Source organism: Aggregatimonas sangjinii, assembly GCF_005943945.1.
Taxonomy (GTDB): domain Bacteria; phylum Bacteroidota; class Bacteroidia; order Flavobacteriales; family Flavobacteriaceae; genus Pelagihabitans; species Pelagihabitans sangjinii.
Genome location: NZ_CP040710.1, coordinates 1,759,986 through 1,778,887, shown reverse-complemented (window position 1 = coordinate 1,778,887; position 18,902 = coordinate 1,759,986). Strand labels below are relative to the sequence as shown.

13 protein-coding genes are annotated in these 18,902 nt (G+C 42.3%); 7 read left to right on the top strand and 6 right to left on the bottom strand.

Annotation, left to right across the window (positions count from 1 at the left end; translation table 11 throughout):
- Window positions 1-10 precede the first annotated feature (10 nt).
- The gene (locus tag FGM00_RS07235) at window positions 11-1,762 is read right to left on the bottom strand and encodes a mechanosensitive ion channel family protein (protein ID WP_138852252.1); all 1,752 of its coding nucleotides are present in this window, start codon (window positions 1,760-1,762) and stop codon (window positions 11-13) included.
- A 299-nt stretch (window positions 1,763-2,061) separates the two neighbouring features.
- Between FGM00_RS07235 and FGM00_RS07230 the strand changes: the two genes are divergently transcribed.
- The 6 genes from FGM00_RS07230 to FGM00_RS07205 all read left to right on the top strand — a co-directional run bounded on the left by FGM00_RS07230 (window position 2,062) and on the right by FGM00_RS07205 (window position 9,389).
- A complete protein-coding gene (locus FGM00_RS07230; RefSeq protein WP_138852251.1) occupies window positions 2,062-3,780 on the top strand; it encodes a purine-cytosine permease family protein in 1,719 nt (572 codons plus the stop codon).
- Window positions 3,781-3,782: 2 nt separating this feature from the next.
- Window positions 3,783-5,267: a mannitol dehydrogenase family protein gene (locus FGM00_RS07225; protein ID WP_138852250.1), complete on the top strand. Its 1,485-nt coding sequence runs from the start codon at window positions 3,783-3,785 to the stop codon at window positions 5,265-5,267.
- Between the two features lie 281 nt (window positions 5,268-5,548).
- On the top strand, window positions 5,549-6,820 hold the full coding sequence (locus FGM00_RS07220) for a P-loop NTPase family protein (RefSeq protein ID WP_138852249.1): 1,272 nt from the start codon (window positions 5,549-5,551) through the stop codon (window positions 6,818-6,820).
- Between the two features lie 328 nt (window positions 6,821-7,148).
- Window positions 7,149-7,610 (top strand): hypothetical protein, encoded by a 462-nt coding sequence (locus tag FGM00_RS07215; protein WP_138852248.1) that lies wholly within the window; start codon window positions 7,149-7,151, stop codon window positions 7,608-7,610.
- Between the two features lie 265 nt (window positions 7,611-7,875).
- Window positions 7,876-8,661 carry a hypothetical protein gene (locus tag FGM00_RS07210; RefSeq protein ID WP_138852247.1) on the top strand — a complete coding sequence of 262 codons (786 nt, stop codon included), beginning with the start codon at window positions 7,876-7,878 and terminating at the stop codon, window positions 8,659-8,661.
- A 368-nt stretch (window positions 8,662-9,029) separates the two neighbouring features.
- Entirely contained in the window at window positions 9,030-9,389 is a 360-nt protein-coding gene (locus FGM00_RS07205; RefSeq protein WP_138852246.1) for a TraR/DksA family transcriptional regulator, read from the top strand.
- 142 nt (window positions 9,390-9,531) lie between these two features.
- Here the strand turns inward: FGM00_RS07205 and FGM00_RS07200 are convergent, their stop codons facing one another.
- Window positions 9,532-10,308: a class I SAM-dependent methyltransferase gene (locus tag FGM00_RS07200; protein ID WP_317130266.1), complete on the bottom strand. Its 777-nt coding sequence runs from the start codon at window positions 10,306-10,308 to the stop codon at window positions 9,532-9,534.
- Window positions 10,309-10,341: 33 nt separating this feature from the next.
- Here FGM00_RS07200 and FGM00_RS19785 point away from each other — a divergent pair, with 33 nt between their 5' ends.
- Window positions 10,342-10,485, top strand: a complete 144-nt coding sequence (locus tag FGM00_RS19785) for a hypothetical protein (RefSeq protein WP_175416200.1) — start codon at window positions 10,342-10,344, stop codon at window positions 10,483-10,485.
- A gap of 231 nt (window positions 10,486-10,716) precedes the next feature.
- Here FGM00_RS19785 and FGM00_RS07195 read toward each other — a convergent pair whose 3' ends face one another.
- The 4 genes from FGM00_RS07195 to FGM00_RS07180 all read right to left on the bottom strand — a co-directional run bounded on the left by FGM00_RS07195 (window position 10,717) and on the right by FGM00_RS07180 (window position 18,891).
- On the bottom strand, window positions 10,717-16,020 hold the full coding sequence (locus tag FGM00_RS07195) for a DUF7379 domain-containing protein (RefSeq protein WP_138852245.1): 5,304 nt from the start codon (window positions 16,018-16,020) through the stop codon (window positions 10,717-10,719).
- Window positions 16,021-16,610: 590 nt separating this feature from the next.
- Window positions 16,611-17,000, bottom strand: coding sequence for a type VI secretion system tube protein TssD (gene tssD, locus FGM00_RS07190; RefSeq protein WP_138852244.1), 390 nt, complete (start codon window positions 16,998-17,000; stop codon window positions 16,611-16,613).
- Between the two features lie 56 nt (window positions 17,001-17,056).
- Window positions 17,057-18,418: a DUF5458 family protein gene (locus FGM00_RS07185; RefSeq protein ID WP_138852243.1), complete on the bottom strand. Its 1,362-nt coding sequence runs from the start codon at window positions 18,416-18,418 to the stop codon at window positions 17,057-17,059.
- A gap of 20 nt (window positions 18,419-18,438) precedes the next feature.
- Window positions 18,439-18,891, bottom strand: a complete 453-nt coding sequence (locus FGM00_RS07180; RefSeq protein WP_138852242.1) for a hypothetical protein — start codon at window positions 18,889-18,891, stop codon at window positions 18,439-18,441.
- Window positions 18,892-18,902 lie beyond the last annotated feature (11 nt).

Sequence of the window (18,902 nt, the reverse complement as noted above, 5' to 3'; positions counted from 1 at the left end):
TTCTGAAGTATTAGGATGGATTGAAGTCACTATCGACCTCAGTCTCGATTAATCGGTCTGTAGCCAAGACTTTCCCATTCTTCATCTGCGCGATAAAAGCCATCAGTTCTTCGCGTAACTTACACTCAAGTGTCCAAGCATCCGCGGCATTTTTAGCGCTACAAAGCGCCCTGATTTTCATTGATTTTTCAGTGATTTCTATGACCTCGATGGTCGCCTCATGCTCTTTGTCCCAAAGTTCGGAGGCGTTCAAGAGTGCTTCGAATTTAGTTCGGATTGGCGCTATGTCGGTAATATAATCCACATAGATGATTATGGGGGCGATGACATGGGTGTTCTTCATAGACCAATTTTCGAACATCGAAGAAACCACTTCCTTACAAGGAATGACCAATCTTTTTTGGTCCCATGTCCTGGCCACTACGAAGGTGAAGGTGATGTCTTCCACAACTGCCAGCTTATCCCTGATAAGGATAGTATCGCCTATGCGTGCGGGTCGGGTAAGTGCGATCTGGATACCAGCGATAAAGTTGCCAAGCGTATCCTGGGCCGCCACACCCAGAACAATGGATGCAAGCCCGGCGGAAGCCAGCAGCGATATCCCCAGTTTTTCCAAAGACTCGAATTGGGATGAGATAATCGATAGTCCAACTGCGATGACAATAATGGTGACAAGGCGTCTAGCCACGGAGATATATGTGAGCAACTTGCGGGATTCCACATCTTCTTTCAAGGTCTTATCGCCTAAGGACGTCTCGGCAATGTAGATCATTAAACCATTTATCAAGCGCATCACGAACCAGGCGATCGATCCGATTAGGGCAACCAATAAAATGGTATAGAATATCCGGGCAAAAGGCCCGCCGAAAGAGATAAGATATTCCAATGTCACATAAAAGAACAGCACGCCCAATGCCAAACCGGAGGGAGCGGCCATTTTATTGGCCACCATTCGCATCCATCTTTTATCCGACTTCAAGAAGAGTTTCCTTACTATCCTACTGCTTTGTTTACCGAGAACATACGAAATGATAAGCAGTAAGAATGTCCCTAATATTTTCCAGATGGAAACGCCAAGCACGTTGGCGCGAGACCATTTGGGCATCATTCTGTCCAGCTTGCGCGGTCCGTAAATCTCATAGAGACTTTCGATATTTTCAACGGTATTGGGGGATATCATCCAAAAAGCGCCACCGTTCTCCAATTTTACCCTCTGCATCCTAAAAACAGCGTCCCGAACCCCCATTTTCAATTTGCCGAATTCGATACTCCGCCTTGGTTTCCCTGTAATGGCCTGATTGGTAGACGTTTGTACATCGGTCTGTCCGTCAGGACGATCTGGTAGTTCATCCCAATCGATAGCCACTCTTTTATCTAACACGAAATAAAATTTTTCGGCGAGGAGTCCAGCCTCTTCTAGAGTAAGCTTATCCGGAAATAAGTTGAGATTGAGGGCGTACGCGGCATCCTCATAATTTTCTTCTTTAGCGGATTTTACGAAGTGCTCCAAAGTGGACTGGGGTGTCTGGAAATTAAATTTTTCCGGAGGCAATCCGATATTCCTATTCAGGTGGTCCAGCGTATAATAGGCCTCGTCATATTTCCCGAGCGGATTTGGCGGATAACTACCCGTTTCGCTAACGGTGTCATTTTCCTGAGGAAAACGTCCTTTTTCCGCGTCTGTAGACTGGCCAAAAATCGATGGGTGTACTGGTAAGAGGAATACGCAAAGCGCAATTAAAATGGAAAGGTTATACTTCATCCGGTAAATTTAATAAGCTTGTTAAAGTCAACTTACAAGAAATTTGTTAAAATTAGATGAGCTTAAAATAGGGAATTTTAAAAATATTAAATTTTGATTTGGTCGATGTCCGGACGGTGAATCCATAAGAAAAGATCAAACGAATTCAAGCCTTGACCCAAAAACCTTTAAATTGTAAGCCTGTAATATTGTTCATTTTACATACTAACCAGTTCCGTGCCCAATATCGGGAGGGGTTCGTCAAAATAATGAACAGTTCAATATTGCTTAGAAATTCAAACTAGATAGCCAAATAGCCTATGTCCGCAGCCAAAAATTTTAAACAGTTCGAAGATTTAGACGAAGAACAACTCCCGGTTGCCAAGCATAAACTTCACGATTGGACACACTTTGCCGGACTATACGCGGCCGAGCATGTTGCCGCTACCGAGTTTGTCATAGGAGCGACTTTTGTGGCTTTGGGTGCCAAAACAATGGATATTCTGCTAGGGTTATTGATCGGTAATGTTTTGGCCGTTCTCAGCTGGACCTTCATTACTTCCCCAATTGCGGTCGATACCCGTCTTAGTCTTTATACCTATCTCAACAAGGTTGCTGGCGATTCGATGACCAAGCTGTATAACTGGGCCAATGTGATCATCTTTTCCGTCATATCGGCCGCCATGATTACGGTATCTGCTACCGCCGTTCGCTTTGCCTTCGATATTCCAGCGCAACTCAATTGGTACCCTACCAATCTATGGTTTATCGTTATCGTGATTGCCGTAGGTATCGTTGTCGTGTCCATAGCGCTCTATGGTTTTAATGCCGTATCCGAATTCTCGGGCATCTGCGCACCTTGGCTTTTCGTCATGTTTACGAGTGGTGCTATGGTGCTCCTCCCCGCCTTGTCTTTAGATGTCCTGGACAAAACCTTACCGGCCGGTTGGTCGGATTTTATCGCCCTGGGCGATCAATCCATTTGGACCGGAATTGATAGCGATGGTGCCCCCGGTATCGGACTGATAGAGGTTATCGGCTTTGCTTGGGCTGCCAATACCATCACCCATTTTGGTCTTATCGATATGGCCTTGCTGCGTTATGCCAAAAAGAAGTCCTACGGCTTGGCTACCAGCACGGGAATGATGTTCGGGCACTTCATTGCCTGGATCGCTGCGGGCATTATGGGTGCGGGAGCGGCCGTCATTCTTGGAAAAACGATTGTAGAGCTCGACCCCGGTGACGTGGCTTACTACGCCTTGGGTTGGTCGGGCTTTGTCATTGTCATCGTGGCAGGATGGACTACCGCGATTACCAATCTGTACAGGGCCGGTTTGGCCGCCCAGGCCATTTTCTTTAACCATTCCCGTAAAAGGACAACGATCGTGGTCGGACTGGTAACCATCGCGATTGCCTGTTTCCCATTTGTATTCTCGCAAATACTCCCACTTTTGACCTACGCTGGGCTTTTGGTCGTTCCCGTTGGGGGCATTGTGTTCGCCGAACATCAGATATTTCCGCGAATAGGCTTCACCCGTTATTGGTCTTCTTATCGTAAACTCACCTTTAGTACCCCTGCCGTAGCGTCCTGGGCATTAGGACTGGTTTTTGGCTTTGGGCTGAACGCGCTTGATGTCATGTCTTTCTTCTATCTCTTTATTCCCACATGGATTTTCACGATTTTGGTATATACGCTATTGGCCTCCCGATATGGAGCCAAAGAGCGCTATCCCGAAGCCAAAAAAAATGAGCAAATTCAAAAAGGGCAAATCGCCGAATACCAACTCCTGCAAGCCAAAAAGGAGCCAAAGCACAAGGCTGGTAGAAGTGTATGGTCGAAAGTGCTGAAAACAATAGCGATTCTTGTCTTACTGATTACCCTGGTCCTTGCAGGAAATGTGATGTTCGGAAGCAGCAACGAGAGTGCTTATGTCGAAAATCGGGAACTTTTTTACCATTACGCCTTTATCTGCACCCTCATCTATTTCGTTACCGCCTACATAGCCTTAAAAGTTGAAAAAAATAGGAAAACAAGCTAATTATGGAACCTGTTGTGCCACTTAATGAACAAAATATCGAGCATTTTAAAGACCGGCTTTCCACGCCGACCTACTCCCGCGAGCAAAGTAAAACAGGCATGGTCCATATTGGGGTGGGCGGTTTCCATAGAGCGCACCAGGCCTACTACACGCATTTACTTCAAGAAAAAGACGGTGCATCGGAATGGGGCATATGTGGCATAGGGCTCCGCGAAGGAGATCGGAAAATGCATGACATCCTTAAAAAACAGGATTGCCTGTACACCTTGATCGAGAAGCATCCCGATGGCAAAATAGCTTTGCGAATAATAGGATCGATAACGGATTTTCTATTGGGTGTTGATGATGCCCAAGCCGTCGTCAATCGTATGGCCGATGCCGCCACCAAAATCGTATCGCTCACCATCACCGAAGGGGGCTATAATTTTAATCCGTCTACGGGAGCATTCGACTTTGAAAACCCTGATATACAGCATGAATTAAAGCATCCTGACGACCCGCGTACGGTTTATGGATTTCTAACCGCTGCCCTTAAAAAACGTCGTGATGACGGAATACCGGCATTTACCGTTATGTCCTGTGACAATATCGAACATAACGGTGATATTGCACGAAAGATGCTGTTGGCTTTTGCAATGGAACAAGACAAGTCTTTGGCTAGTTGGATCGAGGAAGAGGTATGTTTTCCCAATAGTATGGTCGACCGGATTACGCCCGTAACGACCCCGTCGGATATCGCTTATCTAAGGGATACGTATGCCATGGAGGATGAATGGCCTGTAACCTGCGAGCCATTTATACAATGGGTAATCGAGGATGATTTTTCAAATGGGCGACCTGAGTTTGAAAAGGTAGGCGTGCAATTCGTTCCTGATGTAAAGCCCTATGAGAAAATGAAGCTTCGCCTGTTGAATGCCGGACATTCCGTATTAGGTATTCTCGGGGCCATTCATGGGCACCCGACCATAAATGCCTGTATGGAAGATGCCACCTTCGTCACCTTTTTAAGAGCCTTTATGGATAAGGAAGCGAGTCCGGTACTGAACGTGCTGGAAGGAATCGATTTGAATAGTTACAAAAACAGCCTTGAAGAACGTTTTGCCAACCCGAATATCAAGGACAGTGTCTGCCGTATTTGTTCGGAAAGTTCGGCGAAATTACCCAAATTTTTAATTCCCACCATACAAGAGAATTTATCGGATGAGGGCAGCATTCAATACGGCACCTTGGTTATTGCGGCCTGGTGTTATTACAGCGATAAAGAAGTGGACCAAAATGGGCAACCACTCGAAATTATTGATGTGATGCAGGGTGAACTGCACGAAGCGGCCCGGGAAACTGAGAATAATCGGTTGGCGTTTGTCAAGCAAGAAACCCTGTTTGGTGCGTTGGCGGAAAATGAGCGTTTTACTGCTACCTACAATACTATGCTGCAAGCGCTGTATGCAGGTAATCAGGTTAAAAAGCTGATGCAGGGCCTGCTGTAACTTTAAGGATACTTCAAAAAAGACTGCGACCACTACGGAAAACCGTAAGGTCAATGCAAACTTTTGTTCGAATTTTAGCGATTAAATAAAAAAGTGAATCTCAGTATACAGATTTTTAAAGATTACAAACGAAACCGTGCCCTTCTTTTACGGAAAACTATTTATTAAGGGGGTTCGTCGGTATTTGTGCGATTTTACTTCTTTGATTTTTACATTGTAGTAGATATACAAGATATAGGTGTTATTGTATCCAAACATTGTAATTAATGAAAAAATAACAAATGAGAATATTTAGTAAAAAACAAAAGTATAGAGCACGCCAAGTTTTTATTCCTGGAGGGCAGCCAACTTTCACATATAATCCTCGCAAAAATTTGAAGCTAGAAGGTTCTTTAGAAGAAGCTAAAGATTTCTTGTGTAAACTCGTTATGATGACCGGTTCAACAAAGTCAGGAAAAACAGTATTGACAAATAAGATATTTCCGAAAACGGAGACAATCTGGTTTGATGGTGGTTCATTTTCGTCAGAACAGGATTTTTGGCTAGATATAGTTGGACAGCTCAATGTTTTCGTTGATAAAACGAAAACACAATCTAAAGACAGTACCACTCAAGGTGGAATTAAAGGAGGTGCAGAAAGTCAATTACTACTTTTTAAGTTAAAAGGTGAGGCTTCTGCATCACTAGCATCTAAGAATAGTAAGGCCAGTGCGGTAAGTAGAAAAGGTAATCCTAAAACAATAGCTTTGCAAGCACTAAGGGAAAGCAAAAGACCTCTTATAATTGATGACTTTCATTATTTACCACGGGAACAACAAGGCCAGCTAGTTAGAGCTGTTAAATCCCTAATTTTTGATGGTCTACCCGTTATTTTCATAGCAATACCGCATCGAAGATTAGACGCAGTGAAAGTTGAGCGTGAAATGACTGGAAGAATTGAGACCATAGCAGTTCCGCCATGGAAAGTAGAGGAATTAATTGAAATCCCAGCAGCAGGATTTCCTATTCTTAATATTGATTTGTCGGATTCTATTATTCGAAAACTCGCTTCAGAAGCCATTGGAAGTCCACATTTAATGCAAGAATTTTGTCGCGAAATTTGTAATATCCACAATGTAAAAGAAACCTTAGAAGACAAAATTGCCATAAATTCTATTGATGAAAAAACATTATTTAAGAGTGTCGCTGAATATACAGGTAAGGTTATTTTTGACAAACTAAGTAAAGGTCCTAGACAAAGAGCGGACAGAGTCCAGAGGCAATTGAGTAATGGTTCAACAACAGATATATATGGATTGGTTCTTCATGCGCTTTCTCAAATACGCCCAGGATTAGAAACAATCGAATATGAAACATTAAGGAATGCGATAAGAGATGTCAGTTCGCTAGCGCAACCACAAGCCCATGAGGTAACAAGAGTATTAGATAAAATGTCTGAAATAGCCGCCTCAGACGAGTCATCAACGCCTGTCATAGATTGGGATAAAGAAGAGAGGGTTCTACATATTACTGATCCGTTTTTTGCTTTTTATCTTCGATGGGGAATTGAATAAAATCACTTTCTATCGGAAGGCAAAGGCGGTACTAAAAAGCGCTTATAATTGTTGTTATTTCAAGTAAATTAAACCTCGAGCAGCTACTTGAATATAATTATTTAAGAACAAAATATTGTAATAACTCCAGCTAGAGGTAGTTTTTCCCCAATAGGACGTGCATCCTGTTCATGCTCGCAACAATATGAAGAAACTGGAATTGATAAAAAATCTATATGGTTACAAGCGTAGCACTTATGCAAGCTAAAGTGGCATTATCAACTCTAATTGTTAACAATACCAATAAGATTTGATTTCTTAAATGTAGGATTAGGACTATTTTCGCATAATGACAAATCTAGAGACTTGGACGTTAATCTTTTCCATAGGTGCGGTAATAGCTAGCGTTTATGCAATTGGAGAATCAAAGAAATCCAACGCGATTGCGGAAAGGGCAACTTCAACAAATAAGAAAATTGCCAAGCGTCAGGGCGTAATTGCGTTGCATATGGCATGGGCAGATATTCATGATATTGACCCAAACAATTTAATAACTTCACATGTAGTCAAAGCAATAAACGCCTTATCATTAACAGCATCTTTATGGAATCATGATGTGATTGAAAAGTCAATACTATATCAATCCTACTGGCAGGCCTACAAAGAATTATACGACCAGTTAATTTGTATTGATACAAAGCTTCCTGGAAAAGGCAAAAGTTGTAAGGATTGTATCTCTGAAGATATAAAAAAAGCTTATCGTCTGATGGATGAAGCTTTATTAAGTCAAGTATTAACCACAAAAGTTTAAATTATGGACAAGTCTGAGATTAACTTTCAATTAAAAAAACTAGTATTGGAATTAAAAACAACTAGTGATAACTCTAAAAATTGGGACAGCAGTATAAATGAATCAATAGGTAACTTGCGAAAGCATATGACACATGTCTCCGGAAGTCCATGTTCATGTTGTGGTGGCTCGGGAGTAGAATAATCTGACGCCAATTCATAACTGAAGATTTTTAACTTTTAAAATAGCTTCTAATACATCTTATAATTTTGTATTTAACACAAATATGATTCTGAATCAAAGGGAAAAATCGGAAATTCTTGAACTCTTAATCTCTAAAGAAGTAGATCTAAGATTGACCATAGAAAAAAATGTAGGAATTAGTATAAAACATCCCAAATTTGAATTTATAATTGCAACCATTAAAAGAAGTGGCAAGAACTTTGAACTAGACTATTTCCAGTCTACTTTTAATAATACAGTATCTGTTGTCTTTAAAGATTTCGCATCCTTAAAACATCGCCTCTCTTTGTGGTTCGATTTAATAAAAAAGGATTATCCCAGTATTCTGCAAGAAAAAGACAATATTAAAAAGCTAAGTAGACGGTATTATAAAATTCTTGAAGAAGCTATTATTATTAAAAACATTGGATTTGAGGACAGTTCTGGAATGATTTTTCGAAAAGCACTTGAAATTCTTATAAAGGATTACTTTCTATTTCTTTTGCCATCGTTTGAGGAAAAGGTTTTAAATAATACAATAGGAAGGTTAATAACATACTTTTATGAAATAAATAATGGTGAATTCGAAGTAAAACAGCACACCAAATTCGGAGTAATAAAGCCACAACTTAAAGAAATCAAATCATTATGTAAAAAAATAAAGACAACATTTAAGCTTGGAAATGATTTTGCTCATTATGAAAGAAGGATGGAAAAATTTAATACTTCGCAATTACATTCAAATATTTTAAAAATAGAGCAATACATTGACTTTCATATGCAGGAAGAGTTTGTAAAAGATATGAAAGCCTTTCTTAATGCAGAATTTGATTCTGATGAACAATTTTAACCTATTAGCCCTCCGCTCGCACTGGTTTTTGACTAAAGCCCACGCTACCCCTAGTTTGTAACAAGTGGCGGCTAAAGAAAGCACCCCACTAGCGCGAGCATCATGCTCGTTCCGTTAAGAACCTGCCTGCCGCAGAGAGGTAATCGCATAATTCCCGCTACCGCTAGTTTCCTCCACAGGCAGACAGGTGCAACTAGTGGCCACAGCATTGGGACTTGCTTTTAAAGAAATAGATTGATTTCCTAAGATATGCGCTTCTGATGGTCAAGGTCAAAAATGAAACTATTTATAGAATCCATATAAATTAGACCGAATACGCTTACTTTTGATCAAAGCAAAACGTAAATTCTAATTCTTAACAAAGTCACATGTCCGATAATTCCACCCAATATAGTCCCGCAAAACTGAAAGAATTTAAAGCCATTCTGGATGCTCAATTAAAGAAAACCATTGAAGAACTTGATACCCTAAAAAGCAATCGAAAAGAGCAAAGACAGCGCCTAGCCAATAGCAATATCGACTACAATGCGAGTAGCAAACATTTCCAAGAACAAGCCAAGGATAAACGACGTATACAAAGCCTTCAGCGAAAATCAAGGGAACTTAAAAGTGCATTGACTCGAATTGACAATAAGACCTACGGTGTTTGTGACCGTTCTGGCAAGCTAATTCAAGAAGCGCGCTTAAAAGCTATGCCCACAGCAAGGTTCGATATCCTGCGAAAATAAACTCGAAGTTTTTATATTTCCGGGCTCCCGTTAGCCACCTTACCACTACTTTCCGCCACAGGCGGACACTTCTGGAGGAAACTGGCGGTAGAAAAGAGTATAGATTATATCACCTGACATCCTTTCATGAAGTACGGCCGGTCTATTCTTTGATAAACACCATACAGTGTTGCCAAGGTAGTTTGGTGAAATTCCGTTCCAATTTCATACCCGCGGCTTCCATTTCCTTTACTGCTTGACTTTCAGTCATTTTATGCAGTTTTTTGATGGGTACTTCGGCATCTTCTCCCCGGTATTCGACCAAATAGATTTTACCATCGGCGCGCAGGGCTTTTTTCATTGAAGCGATCATTTCGACCGGAAAGTTGAATTCATGGTATACATCGACCATTAATATCTTATCCACCGAATTTTCGGGAAGCGCGACACTTTTTTCGGTTCCTTTTACGGTTTTGATATTTTGCAGCTCGGTTTCGTTCATTTTTTGTTGAATGGCCGCAAGCATTTCCTCTTGAATATCCACCGCATAAATCAATCCCTTATCCGCAAGGGCTGCCATTTTAAATACATGGTATCCCGATCCGGCACCCACATCGGCGATAGTATCATAGGAACTTATATTCATGTGCTGCAATAAGGTAGCAGTGTTCTCTTCTTTTTCCCGTTCAGGGCGTTCCAACCAGCCCATTCCTTGAAAGCCCATGACATGGGCGATTTCGCGACCCATATACCACTTTCCAATCCCGTTGGGGTCTCCTTTTTTATACGTGTACAACTCGCTTGTTTCGGAAGTCTGCCCTTGACATTGGTATAAAAGAGGCATTACCATAAGCAAGGTGAAAAGACAAATACTTCGTCTAACCGGTAGAAACCATAATCGTGTACTACTATTGCTTTTACTAAATCCTTGTATCTTCATTTTCTAAATTTGATACTTAAAATTAGGTAACCTATGGGACTTTCTGAAACCAAATTCATAAAAGCGTATTCCTTATCAGGGATTGGAAAGTACAAAGGCAGACTATGGACGTGTACCATGAAGGCGGTAGGCAGAAAGGTCGGCTCGCATGATGATTTGGCTGGTAGTATTACTTAATTACGCTGACGTCCCTTCTGTTATTGATGCTATTCCAGAATACTTGGATTTTTCTTATTCTTTCCAATACTTACGACGCACATTTCCGACCCCATTTTTTCCTGTACATAGTCTGATATTCAAGTTCATCTCTGGCTTTGATTTGACCCTATTAAAGGCATTGATACATAGTAATTTAAACTTCTATAAAATGGTGTTTTGTTTGCTTCCGGAAAGAACCACCCGTTCGAATTATAGCATTTTTTTCAACGCCTCCTGAATTTCGATTAGGGCTTCTTTTTGAGTTTTCCCCAAATTCATTGATAAGAGAAAATCGATTTGCTTTTCTTCCATCAGTAGATATTTTGGGCTATGAAACATTCGAAAAATATTCTTGAACCTTAGAATCACTTTTTCCTTGACGTCATCCAATTTTTCGTCCGACAGCAATAACAGACAGGTATCGACTTCCGCCATACCGATTAAAATAGAGATGTCCTGCTCCGTTTCGTCGCAATCTTCGAGTTCTTTACTTTTCCCGTTTAGGTACGCTACAACATCATCAAGGTCTTCGAGTTCCGGTATTTTTCGTAAGCGATGTAGCAGCGTATGCTCCCCGAGTTTTTCTAGCAGATGTCCTATTAGTACCACATTTGAAAATGCATCAAGACAGTCCCCATCATGCTGATCGGCGCTGGCGACCAAAGCATCATAATAGTAACCCCAAGCCAATTCCAGAAAGTCGATTTTATCCTTTTTCGACAGATGTTCGGAAGCCAATTTATAGGCATTGCCCACGATGTTCAATCGACTTGAATTCTTACCGATGAGAATGAGGTTTCGGATTTTTTCCATATCGGCATCCAGCATATCCTTTTCGAGCTTATAACTCTTGATAATGCAAAAACGTTCTAAGGCCTTTATGGAAAAGTCCCCGTCAGAGGAGCCGAACAATTCCTCGAACTTGTACAAGGCAATGTCAAAAAGGCCCATTTCATCGTAGATAAGTGCTTCTTTTTCTAAAATATTGGAATCCAATAGTTTTGCCCGTTCCGCACCTTCAATGATATCGTTCAATTTTTTCTGGGTCCGCTCCCGGGTTCTTCTTTTGTAGCGAATGGAAACGAAGAGGTTGTCCAAATCGGTATACACCTGTGAGGCCACGACATATTCGTAATCCTTTTTGCGCTGCTTTGTACTGTCTTTAAACTGGTAATATTGGCTACCGTAACATTGATAAGCACCCCAAGTATTCGTATTGCCGTGTTTGTCGAAACAAGCCTTTCGCGCTACCTGTACGGCGTTACCGAAGCGGTAGCCCTCAAGCATTTTGTCATAGAACGTATCGGAGAAGGTTTTTGCCGCTCCGTCATCGACCGCCCAACCCGAAATCACAATAGCCTTTACGCCCATTTCGATAAGTTGGGTCCCCACATTGGCTGCAAGGCGATACCTTTCCCTTGAGTAAATATCATCATCGCGGTTGATGACGCCGGAAAAGCAGCAATTAATAAAAACGAATTCCGGCACATAGCCCAATTGCTTTATTTTGGCGGCATCGATACAAATACCGTTGCCGATGGCCACCCCGGCCTTGCCTTTTTCGAAATCATAAATACCGTGACCCGCAAAATGAAGTATTTTATACCTGCCCGTGAACAATTCTTCCATTATGGCCGCAGTGGTACCATGAATCAAGGAATCTACTGCATATTTATGTACCGAAAGTTTGTTCGCCAGTCGAACACCTTCCTCCTCTGCAGCGGGCAGCTGCGGTAAATTATCGTTTTTATAGAGCGGATCCCCTATGACCAACGCATTATTGTTGCCAATAGCGGTCATGGTAAGTGTTTCGTGGTCATCGGAGATCAACTGACGCACAAAACCGGAGTTCACCGATACGGGTGTCTCATCCGCAGCGGAATCATAAAACATTTCCCACGGAATCTGTGCCGCTTCCTTGTCCAGCTTGATTAGCACATTGTTCTGATTTCTAAGAATATCTTTGAATTCGTTGGGAATCATAAGCTCGAACAAGGCTTTTGACAGCCGTTTGTCCCGTTTGGAAGTCGACGCCATTTGTTCCAATAGGATATTGATATCGTCCATTGAAATAAAAACCTGTTCCCGTTGTACACTGGCATACCCCCCCGAAGAGTTGTAGGAGAAACCAATAGTTTTGGGACGATAACTGGGATTATCGGTATCAAAAGGTTCTTTGATGGCGCTGATATCAAAATCGTGCCACCAGTTTTCCTGACTGTCTTTTAAAAGTTGTTTCTTTTTGGCGCCTATTTTTTTGACCACGCCTGGTTGTAGATCGATGGCCAAACGGTGATCTGATTTTGTCATCCTGTTAATGCTCCAATAGGCCAAGCTGGTTATGGATTCGTAATAATTTACGAATTCGACTTCCTTGATCAATCGCAGGCCTTCACCGGTTTTCTTGATATAGTTATTGGCATTGGTGACCCCAATTAAAATCCCACGAATGGAGGCTTCTATCGGCAGCTTTCCAAAACCAATGCCGATAAGGATAAAGGAAATGCCCTTGGCAAATTTCTTTGCCTTTGGCAGCGTATAATTATCCCGCATGAACATGGCATACTTTAGGGTGGCCATTTCCACGGTTTTGGAGAGTAGAAAAGGAGTGAGCCGGTTGGTGCTTCCCAGTCCGCAGACAATCGCCCCATGTGGATTGGTATTGAGATTGAAAAAAACCTCGCTCTCCCCTATTCCACCTGGGTAATAACCGATATCCCGTCTTTGTGACAAGCGATGGTCCAAATAACTATCCAGTGCTTTTTCGGCCCCAAAAATAATATCCTTATAAAAGTGTCCGACCATAACGGGATAACTCGCTATTTTCAGATCTCCATTAACGACGGTTACGGCTATTTCCTCCGCAACGGGGGCTGTTGCTTTTTCGTTACCGAACAGGGCATTGATTACACCTGTCGGGTTTGTGGCCGGTTCGGCAAACTCATTTACAACACTTATACGTTCCCCACCCCGATGTAGAGGAGGTTTTGTACCGAGTTTGGCCGTTTTTTTAAATTTCAATATTTCAGAAACCCCTTCGAATACTTGTTTTTCGACGGACAAATCGCCGTGAGTCGTATTGGCATAGTACAGATTTGAGGGATTTAGGGCTTTTGGTATGCCCGTTTCCCAAGTTACGCTACCATCGCCATGGGAGGTCGCCAAGTATTCCAGTCGCTTACTCTTGGAAAATATCCGGTCTTTTAACCGGTACCCGAACACAGTCTGTTCCGCTTTGCCACAGACATAGTAAACGTTTTCAAAATCTTCTTGTGTCAGTGACCCTAAAAAGTCGCGTACCTGTTTCCGGTACTCCTTAAAGGCGCCCAATTCATCCGAATTGGAACTGGCATCCGGCATTCGACCGATTTTTGCTTCTTTTTTTAAGGCATTCCAAAATTTGACCTGTGCGAACTCCGTATCTTCCCCAATCGGCAACAGTTGAAGTACTCCAGGAAACTTCCAAAAAACTTTTAAGAGGTCTTCCCGATCATTTTTAAAATCGATCATGGCCAACTGCTTTACTCGGGAACTATGGCCCGTAAGCACCTCCATAATCAAATGGGAACCCAACCAGGGCGTCCCCAACATGACAAATTTATTGTCGGAATTCGACTTGAAATTGTCCCAAGTATCTGGATGGTCGATCATTATTTGTCGCGTAACCAAGCCACCCATGGAGTGGGCGATGATATGTACTTCCCTTCCAGGATGGCCACAAGTGGACTCTAAGACCTTTTTGAATTTCGTGGCAGCCTCTTTCAACGGTTTACGCCAATCATAGGGAAAAGTCACCACATCGTAATCCTTTGAAAGGTACTTGGCAAAATCATCATAGTATTTTTCGATAACGCCCTCCGCGCTAACATTGGTAGCCTTTATCGATAGGTTTTTAGCGATGCCCCCCTTATTGATTTCGCTCATTTCCACCCATTGAGGGTCCGAATTTCTAGTGAGGGTCGAGCCCATGATACCGGGCACCAATATGACGATGTTCCGGGTTCCTGAAACATGGGCCTCGCTGTAGTGCACACCTTTTAAAGAAAATAGATCAAGAACGACCCCTCGCTCTCCGGCCGCTTCGATTTCCTTCTGGTAACTTATGGCAGGTTCTTTCTCAGTGGCGTTCAGGGCCTGCATGATGGCCTGACAGGTGTTTTCATTTCCAAAATAATTGAAATGATTGGTCCGTTCATCTTGTGATAGAAAGTTGAATACACCGTTCAATCGTGGAACGCCATGAAGCATTCTCCCTGTATCGACGACCAAATCGTTTGCGGTTCCGTAAAAGAGATTCGCCAACAACACCTTCAAGGAATTCAGATTAAAACCTCCTACTTCGGCATCACCGGAAATTGTATATAGATCGCTTACTACAACATTTCCTGGTGTATTCAGTGCCTTTTGAAAGAGGGAATCGGGAACCATACTGTTCAAACCGGCCATGACTTCAGGATCGGCCTTCAGTTTAATCAATTCCAAGAGGAAAGACTTGGCCAAGGTATATAACGGACTAGCAGGCCCTAGGGCTAGGGAAACCGCGTTCAACATTAAATTGAAGAAGTGATCGACTCTCTTCGATAAAATGGTCGTACCACTGGATGGGGCGGCAATTCGAACCACTTTTCCTACGGTAATGCGCTTAAGGCGCGCCAGAGCGTTGATCTCGAGCATGAGGGCATGTGAAACCTTATCTTTTTCCTTTACGATGCCCAGCTGGATGGCACTGAACCCGATGACCGTATTCCGAGAATCGCACATGGCTAGAATATCCGCGACAAGTCCACCTCTGGAATGACTGATAATATCGATTTGAATGCCGGTAGCACACTGCTCTAGAAAATCAATGGCATTTTGTATCGGATTAACCGAGAGCGTTTTATGCTCGAGCGCAAGCATCTGCCCACCATACAATTCGAACAATTCGTCCCATATTGCCTTGCCTCCCGTCTGCAACTGTCCGAAAGCCTCTTTTGCCGTAGACAGGGTACCGTGAACAAGGAGTAAATATGGTTCCAAGGTTTCTAAATTACCCGCGGTCGGTTTCAGGTTAAAATTTTTGTCGATATGGTATAATCCCGGGGTGGGTTGTACCCTATTGTCGTATCCTTGGGCCAACTCCTTTCCCGTTATTTTTACGAGGTCTTTTGCCGGTTTTAATCGTAGCATACTCATCGACTTGATGAGTATGCGCTGGAGTACGCCCCTAGTGGTGTCGGATGTGCCCACATTGGCGTCGAAAACAAACGACTCGCTCACACCGGAGCGCAATTCATCGGTGTTCCCATAAATTTCCTGTACATCGTCGGGGTGCCCTATCCATTCCGAACCGTCCTGAAAATGAAGTACGATAACGGAATCCTCCGCTACCTTGAATTTCTGTTGTAGGCTTTTTGATCTTGTGGACGAGAGTGCAACGGTAGCTATATGTTCAAATTCGGTGTAAATGCCCTGAGGAAGCCTGTTTTCCGAACCTTCTTTTTGTTTTTCACCGTAAACCTGTAGTTCTTTCATGCTATTGCCTTTTTTAACGCATGTCCGAACCCCGCCCGATTCCGAAAAACAAATGAAAAGAAAACAAGTTCATTGCTTTCATTGCATGTAGGGCTTGTCAACAGGATATTGTACGTTGTGCCGACTGGTGTAATGCGCTAAGTTTAAAAAGGGGAAATACGAAATTCGCGTTAGCTATGGTATTTGTGGAGGAAGTTCAATTTACAAATTTTCTCTCTTGGGGTGATGAAAGAGATTGAAAATTGTAGGAATTGTAGACTTTTGTTTATCGATGGTCTTATTATCGCCTTAAATGGTAAGCTATAGAAAGAAAGTTCGAAAATAAGTGGTGGATGTACATCTTCTTCAAGATATGAAGTGCATACCTAAGTTCTTGGGCTTTGAGGGATAGGAGAAGTTTAAACTAGTATTATTAAATGGTCTCTAACTTTATAGTATTTCTTTCATAAAGTAGTATGTCAATCTTTGACTGTAGTTCACAGAACTTAAAGTATCTTATGAATACTAAAGTTTGAAAAACTGAGTTCCGAAATTCTTTGAAATAAATTTTTCGGATACTTCATTTTACGGTTATCCTTTAAATGTGTTTTTTACACTCCCCAACTATTTTCAAAGGTCATATCACCGATTTTGATGGTCTTGGCAGAGATTACGATTCGTTTTTGCATCGGGATGGCGTCATCGGCATCGAATTCCTCTTCGAGACTAACGCAGTACGATTTCATAAATTCCACTTTCTGCAATTGCGACATGGCATCCCGTTTGAAGAAGATAATAGATCCGTCTTTGGTCTGGTCAGGCGAGGACATCCAATGAAAGAGATCGAACTTACCTTGGGATTCAATGGTCACCATGATTTGGCCACCGAGAGGTTTGCCGGCCGGTTTGCCGGTACTGTCCATCGGTTGTTCAAAATTATAGGTACAGTGCAGCACATTGTATTCTGTGCCGTCAACGATCATTTTTGCTAAAAAAGACATAGCGGTGGGGTTTTATGTTATTTTCTAGTGGTACTCTACAGCGGAGCGGATTGCGACTACTTGCTTTGCTCGTAATCCGTATCCCATTCGGCGCCTTCGTCGCCTTTTTGTCCGTCCATTTTGATTAAAAAGTTCTTGGCCGGGAAATACGGCTTTAAGCGCACATCCAAGTAAATCCTATCTTTTTGATTGGGATCTTGCTCAAAACGGTTGATCTCAAAATTCTCGATGAGTTTGTCCGGACCTGAAACTTCATCCAAGAAGCGAACGATCTGGTTATGGATTTCTTTTTTAGTCTTGGCATTGAAATTCTCAAAGGCCCTTCTGTTCAAGAAGTCCATTAACACTTTAGTAATGTAATCAAAAACCCTTACTACGGAATAGGTCTGTAGGCCTAGATTATCGCCATTAAATAAGGTCTTGGCAGAGAACGCCATGACCTTACCATACTCATTGACCATCGGTACAAGCCCTAGGTTCTCTAGATTCGCAATTTCACTCTTTCTCAAATCAAAACGCACACCGTCTACCTCACTAAGGCCACCGTGTTTTTTACCAGCGGTAACTTGAGACATCAACGTCTTGTATATTTTACCTGCCAAGGCACCGGAAGGAGGTACGTGAATATCGTCCTGCTCGCCAACTTCATCGGCCTTTCCGCGACCCACTAACCAATTACAGGTCATGATGGTATTGGAAAGATACATGTCGCCACTCGCTAAATTGGCACTTTCGAACATTTCCATAACATCGTCCGGCTCGTCTAAGTGGGCAAAGTCGGTGACTAGGGTGACTTTGTTCTCATGAGCCATTTTTGCCCATTTGTCCACCACCGATTTTGAACCCAAATACCCTGGGAGTACCATTAGACCATAATTTTCCCGGAGATCTAAACGGTCGTATTTCGAAACCAGCTCTTCCCTGATGTAATCGAAAAACCGCGTATTATCCAAATCGGTAAGTTGATCCAGTTCAGCGTTGACAATGGTAACATTTTTCAAGGATGGCATATCGGTATTTCGATAAAACAAGGCTACGGAACGATAAGACGTTTCCAATTCCCTTGTTTCTTCCAAGGCCATTTTCATGTTCTTGGTATATACCTCTTTGGATTCCTTTGCCTTATCATCGGCAGATTGTACCAAAGAAATGATGTCATCGCCCGATTTTAACGTTTCAGACCAAAGCGATAAGATTTTCAACAACGAATCACGTTCCTTTTTCTTATTGTTCTCAGTGAGGAACATCTTTCGCCTAGCCTTACGGTCGGGATTTAGGTTTTGAACGTCATCTATAGCTGATTCCAATAAATCAAAGCCGCCATATTTGGCAAGGTCATCCGATTTCTCCTTTATTTGGTCTATGTATGGTTTATCTTTAAGCTGGGACTGCTTTTGCTTGTTGGGCGAATCTGACATATTGTTATTGGGTATTGTAGTTATTTGGTATTTTTAATTTCCTCGATCAAGGCGTCAATGGTTTGGACCAGCGATTTTTTGGCATCAGCGTCTTCCAGCGCTGCCTTTAAAATCTTATTGGTCTTTAACTGCTTGATCATTTTCTTATATTGGTCACTTTCAATTTCAAGCTCTTTCAGGAATACGCTATTATTGGTAATACCTTTCTTACCGAAATCGCCAAGGTTTTTAAATTCCAATTCCTCGTTTACCGTGCGGCCATCCTTGTCCTCGAAGGGTACTTTTATTTTTGGTTCAAAATGCTCAAAAGCATCTTCGATTGTCCGGAGCCCCTCTACCACTTCAGGTTTAACCGGTGCATCAGGGGTAAGTTTTCCCGCAATTAGTGTTCGGTTTTGTGGAATATCGGTTAGAGCTTCATTGGCGTCGCCTTTTACCTCGTTACCGCCAATTCCTACGTTATCAATAGCCATAAATTATAGTT

Excerpts from the sequence above, each read along its gene's own strand:
- FGM00_RS07235 (WP_138852252.1), bottom strand. The coding sequence starts at position 1,762 with ATGAAGTATAACCTTTCCATTTTAATTGCGCTTTGCGTATTCCTCTTA.
- FGM00_RS07230 (WP_138852251.1), top strand. The coding sequence starts at position 2,062 with ATGTCCGCAGCCAAAAATTTTAAACAGTTCGAAGATTTAGACGAAGAA.
- FGM00_RS07225 (WP_138852250.1), top strand. The coding sequence starts at position 3,783 with ATGGAACCTGTTGTGCCACTTAATGAACAAAATATCGAGCATTTTAAA.
- FGM00_RS07220 (WP_138852249.1), top strand. The coding sequence starts at position 5,549 with ATGAGAATATTTAGTAAAAAACAAAAGTATAGAGCACGCCAAGTTTTT.
- FGM00_RS07215 (WP_138852248.1), top strand. The coding sequence starts at position 7,149 with ATGACAAATCTAGAGACTTGGACGTTAATCTTTTCCATAGGTGCGGTA.
- FGM00_RS07210 (WP_138852247.1), top strand. The coding sequence starts at position 7,876 with ATGATTCTGAATCAAAGGGAAAAATCGGAAATTCTTGAACTCTTAATC.
- FGM00_RS07205 (WP_138852246.1), top strand. The coding sequence starts at position 9,030 with ATGTCCGATAATTCCACCCAATATAGTCCCGCAAAACTGAAAGAATTT.
- FGM00_RS07200 (WP_317130266.1), bottom strand. The coding sequence starts at position 10,308 with ATGAAGATACAAGGATTTAGTAAAAGCAATAGTAGTACACGATTATGG.
- FGM00_RS19785 (WP_175416200.1), top strand. The coding sequence starts at position 10,342 with ATGGGACTTTCTGAAACCAAATTCATAAAAGCGTATTCCTTATCAGGG.
- FGM00_RS07195 (WP_138852245.1), bottom strand. The coding sequence starts at position 16,020 with ATGAAAGAACTACAGGTTTACGGTGAAAAACAAAAAGAAGGTTCGGAA.
- tssD (WP_138852244.1), bottom strand. The coding sequence starts at position 17,000 with ATGTCTTTTTTAGCAAAAATGATCGTTGACGGCACAGAATACAATGTG.
- FGM00_RS07185 (WP_138852243.1), bottom strand. The coding sequence starts at position 18,418 with ATGTCAGATTCGCCCAACAAGCAAAAGCAGTCCCAGCTTAAAGATAAA.
- FGM00_RS07180 (WP_138852242.1), bottom strand. The coding sequence starts at position 18,891 with ATGGCTATTGATAACGTAGGAATTGGCGGTAACGAGGTAAAAGGCGAC.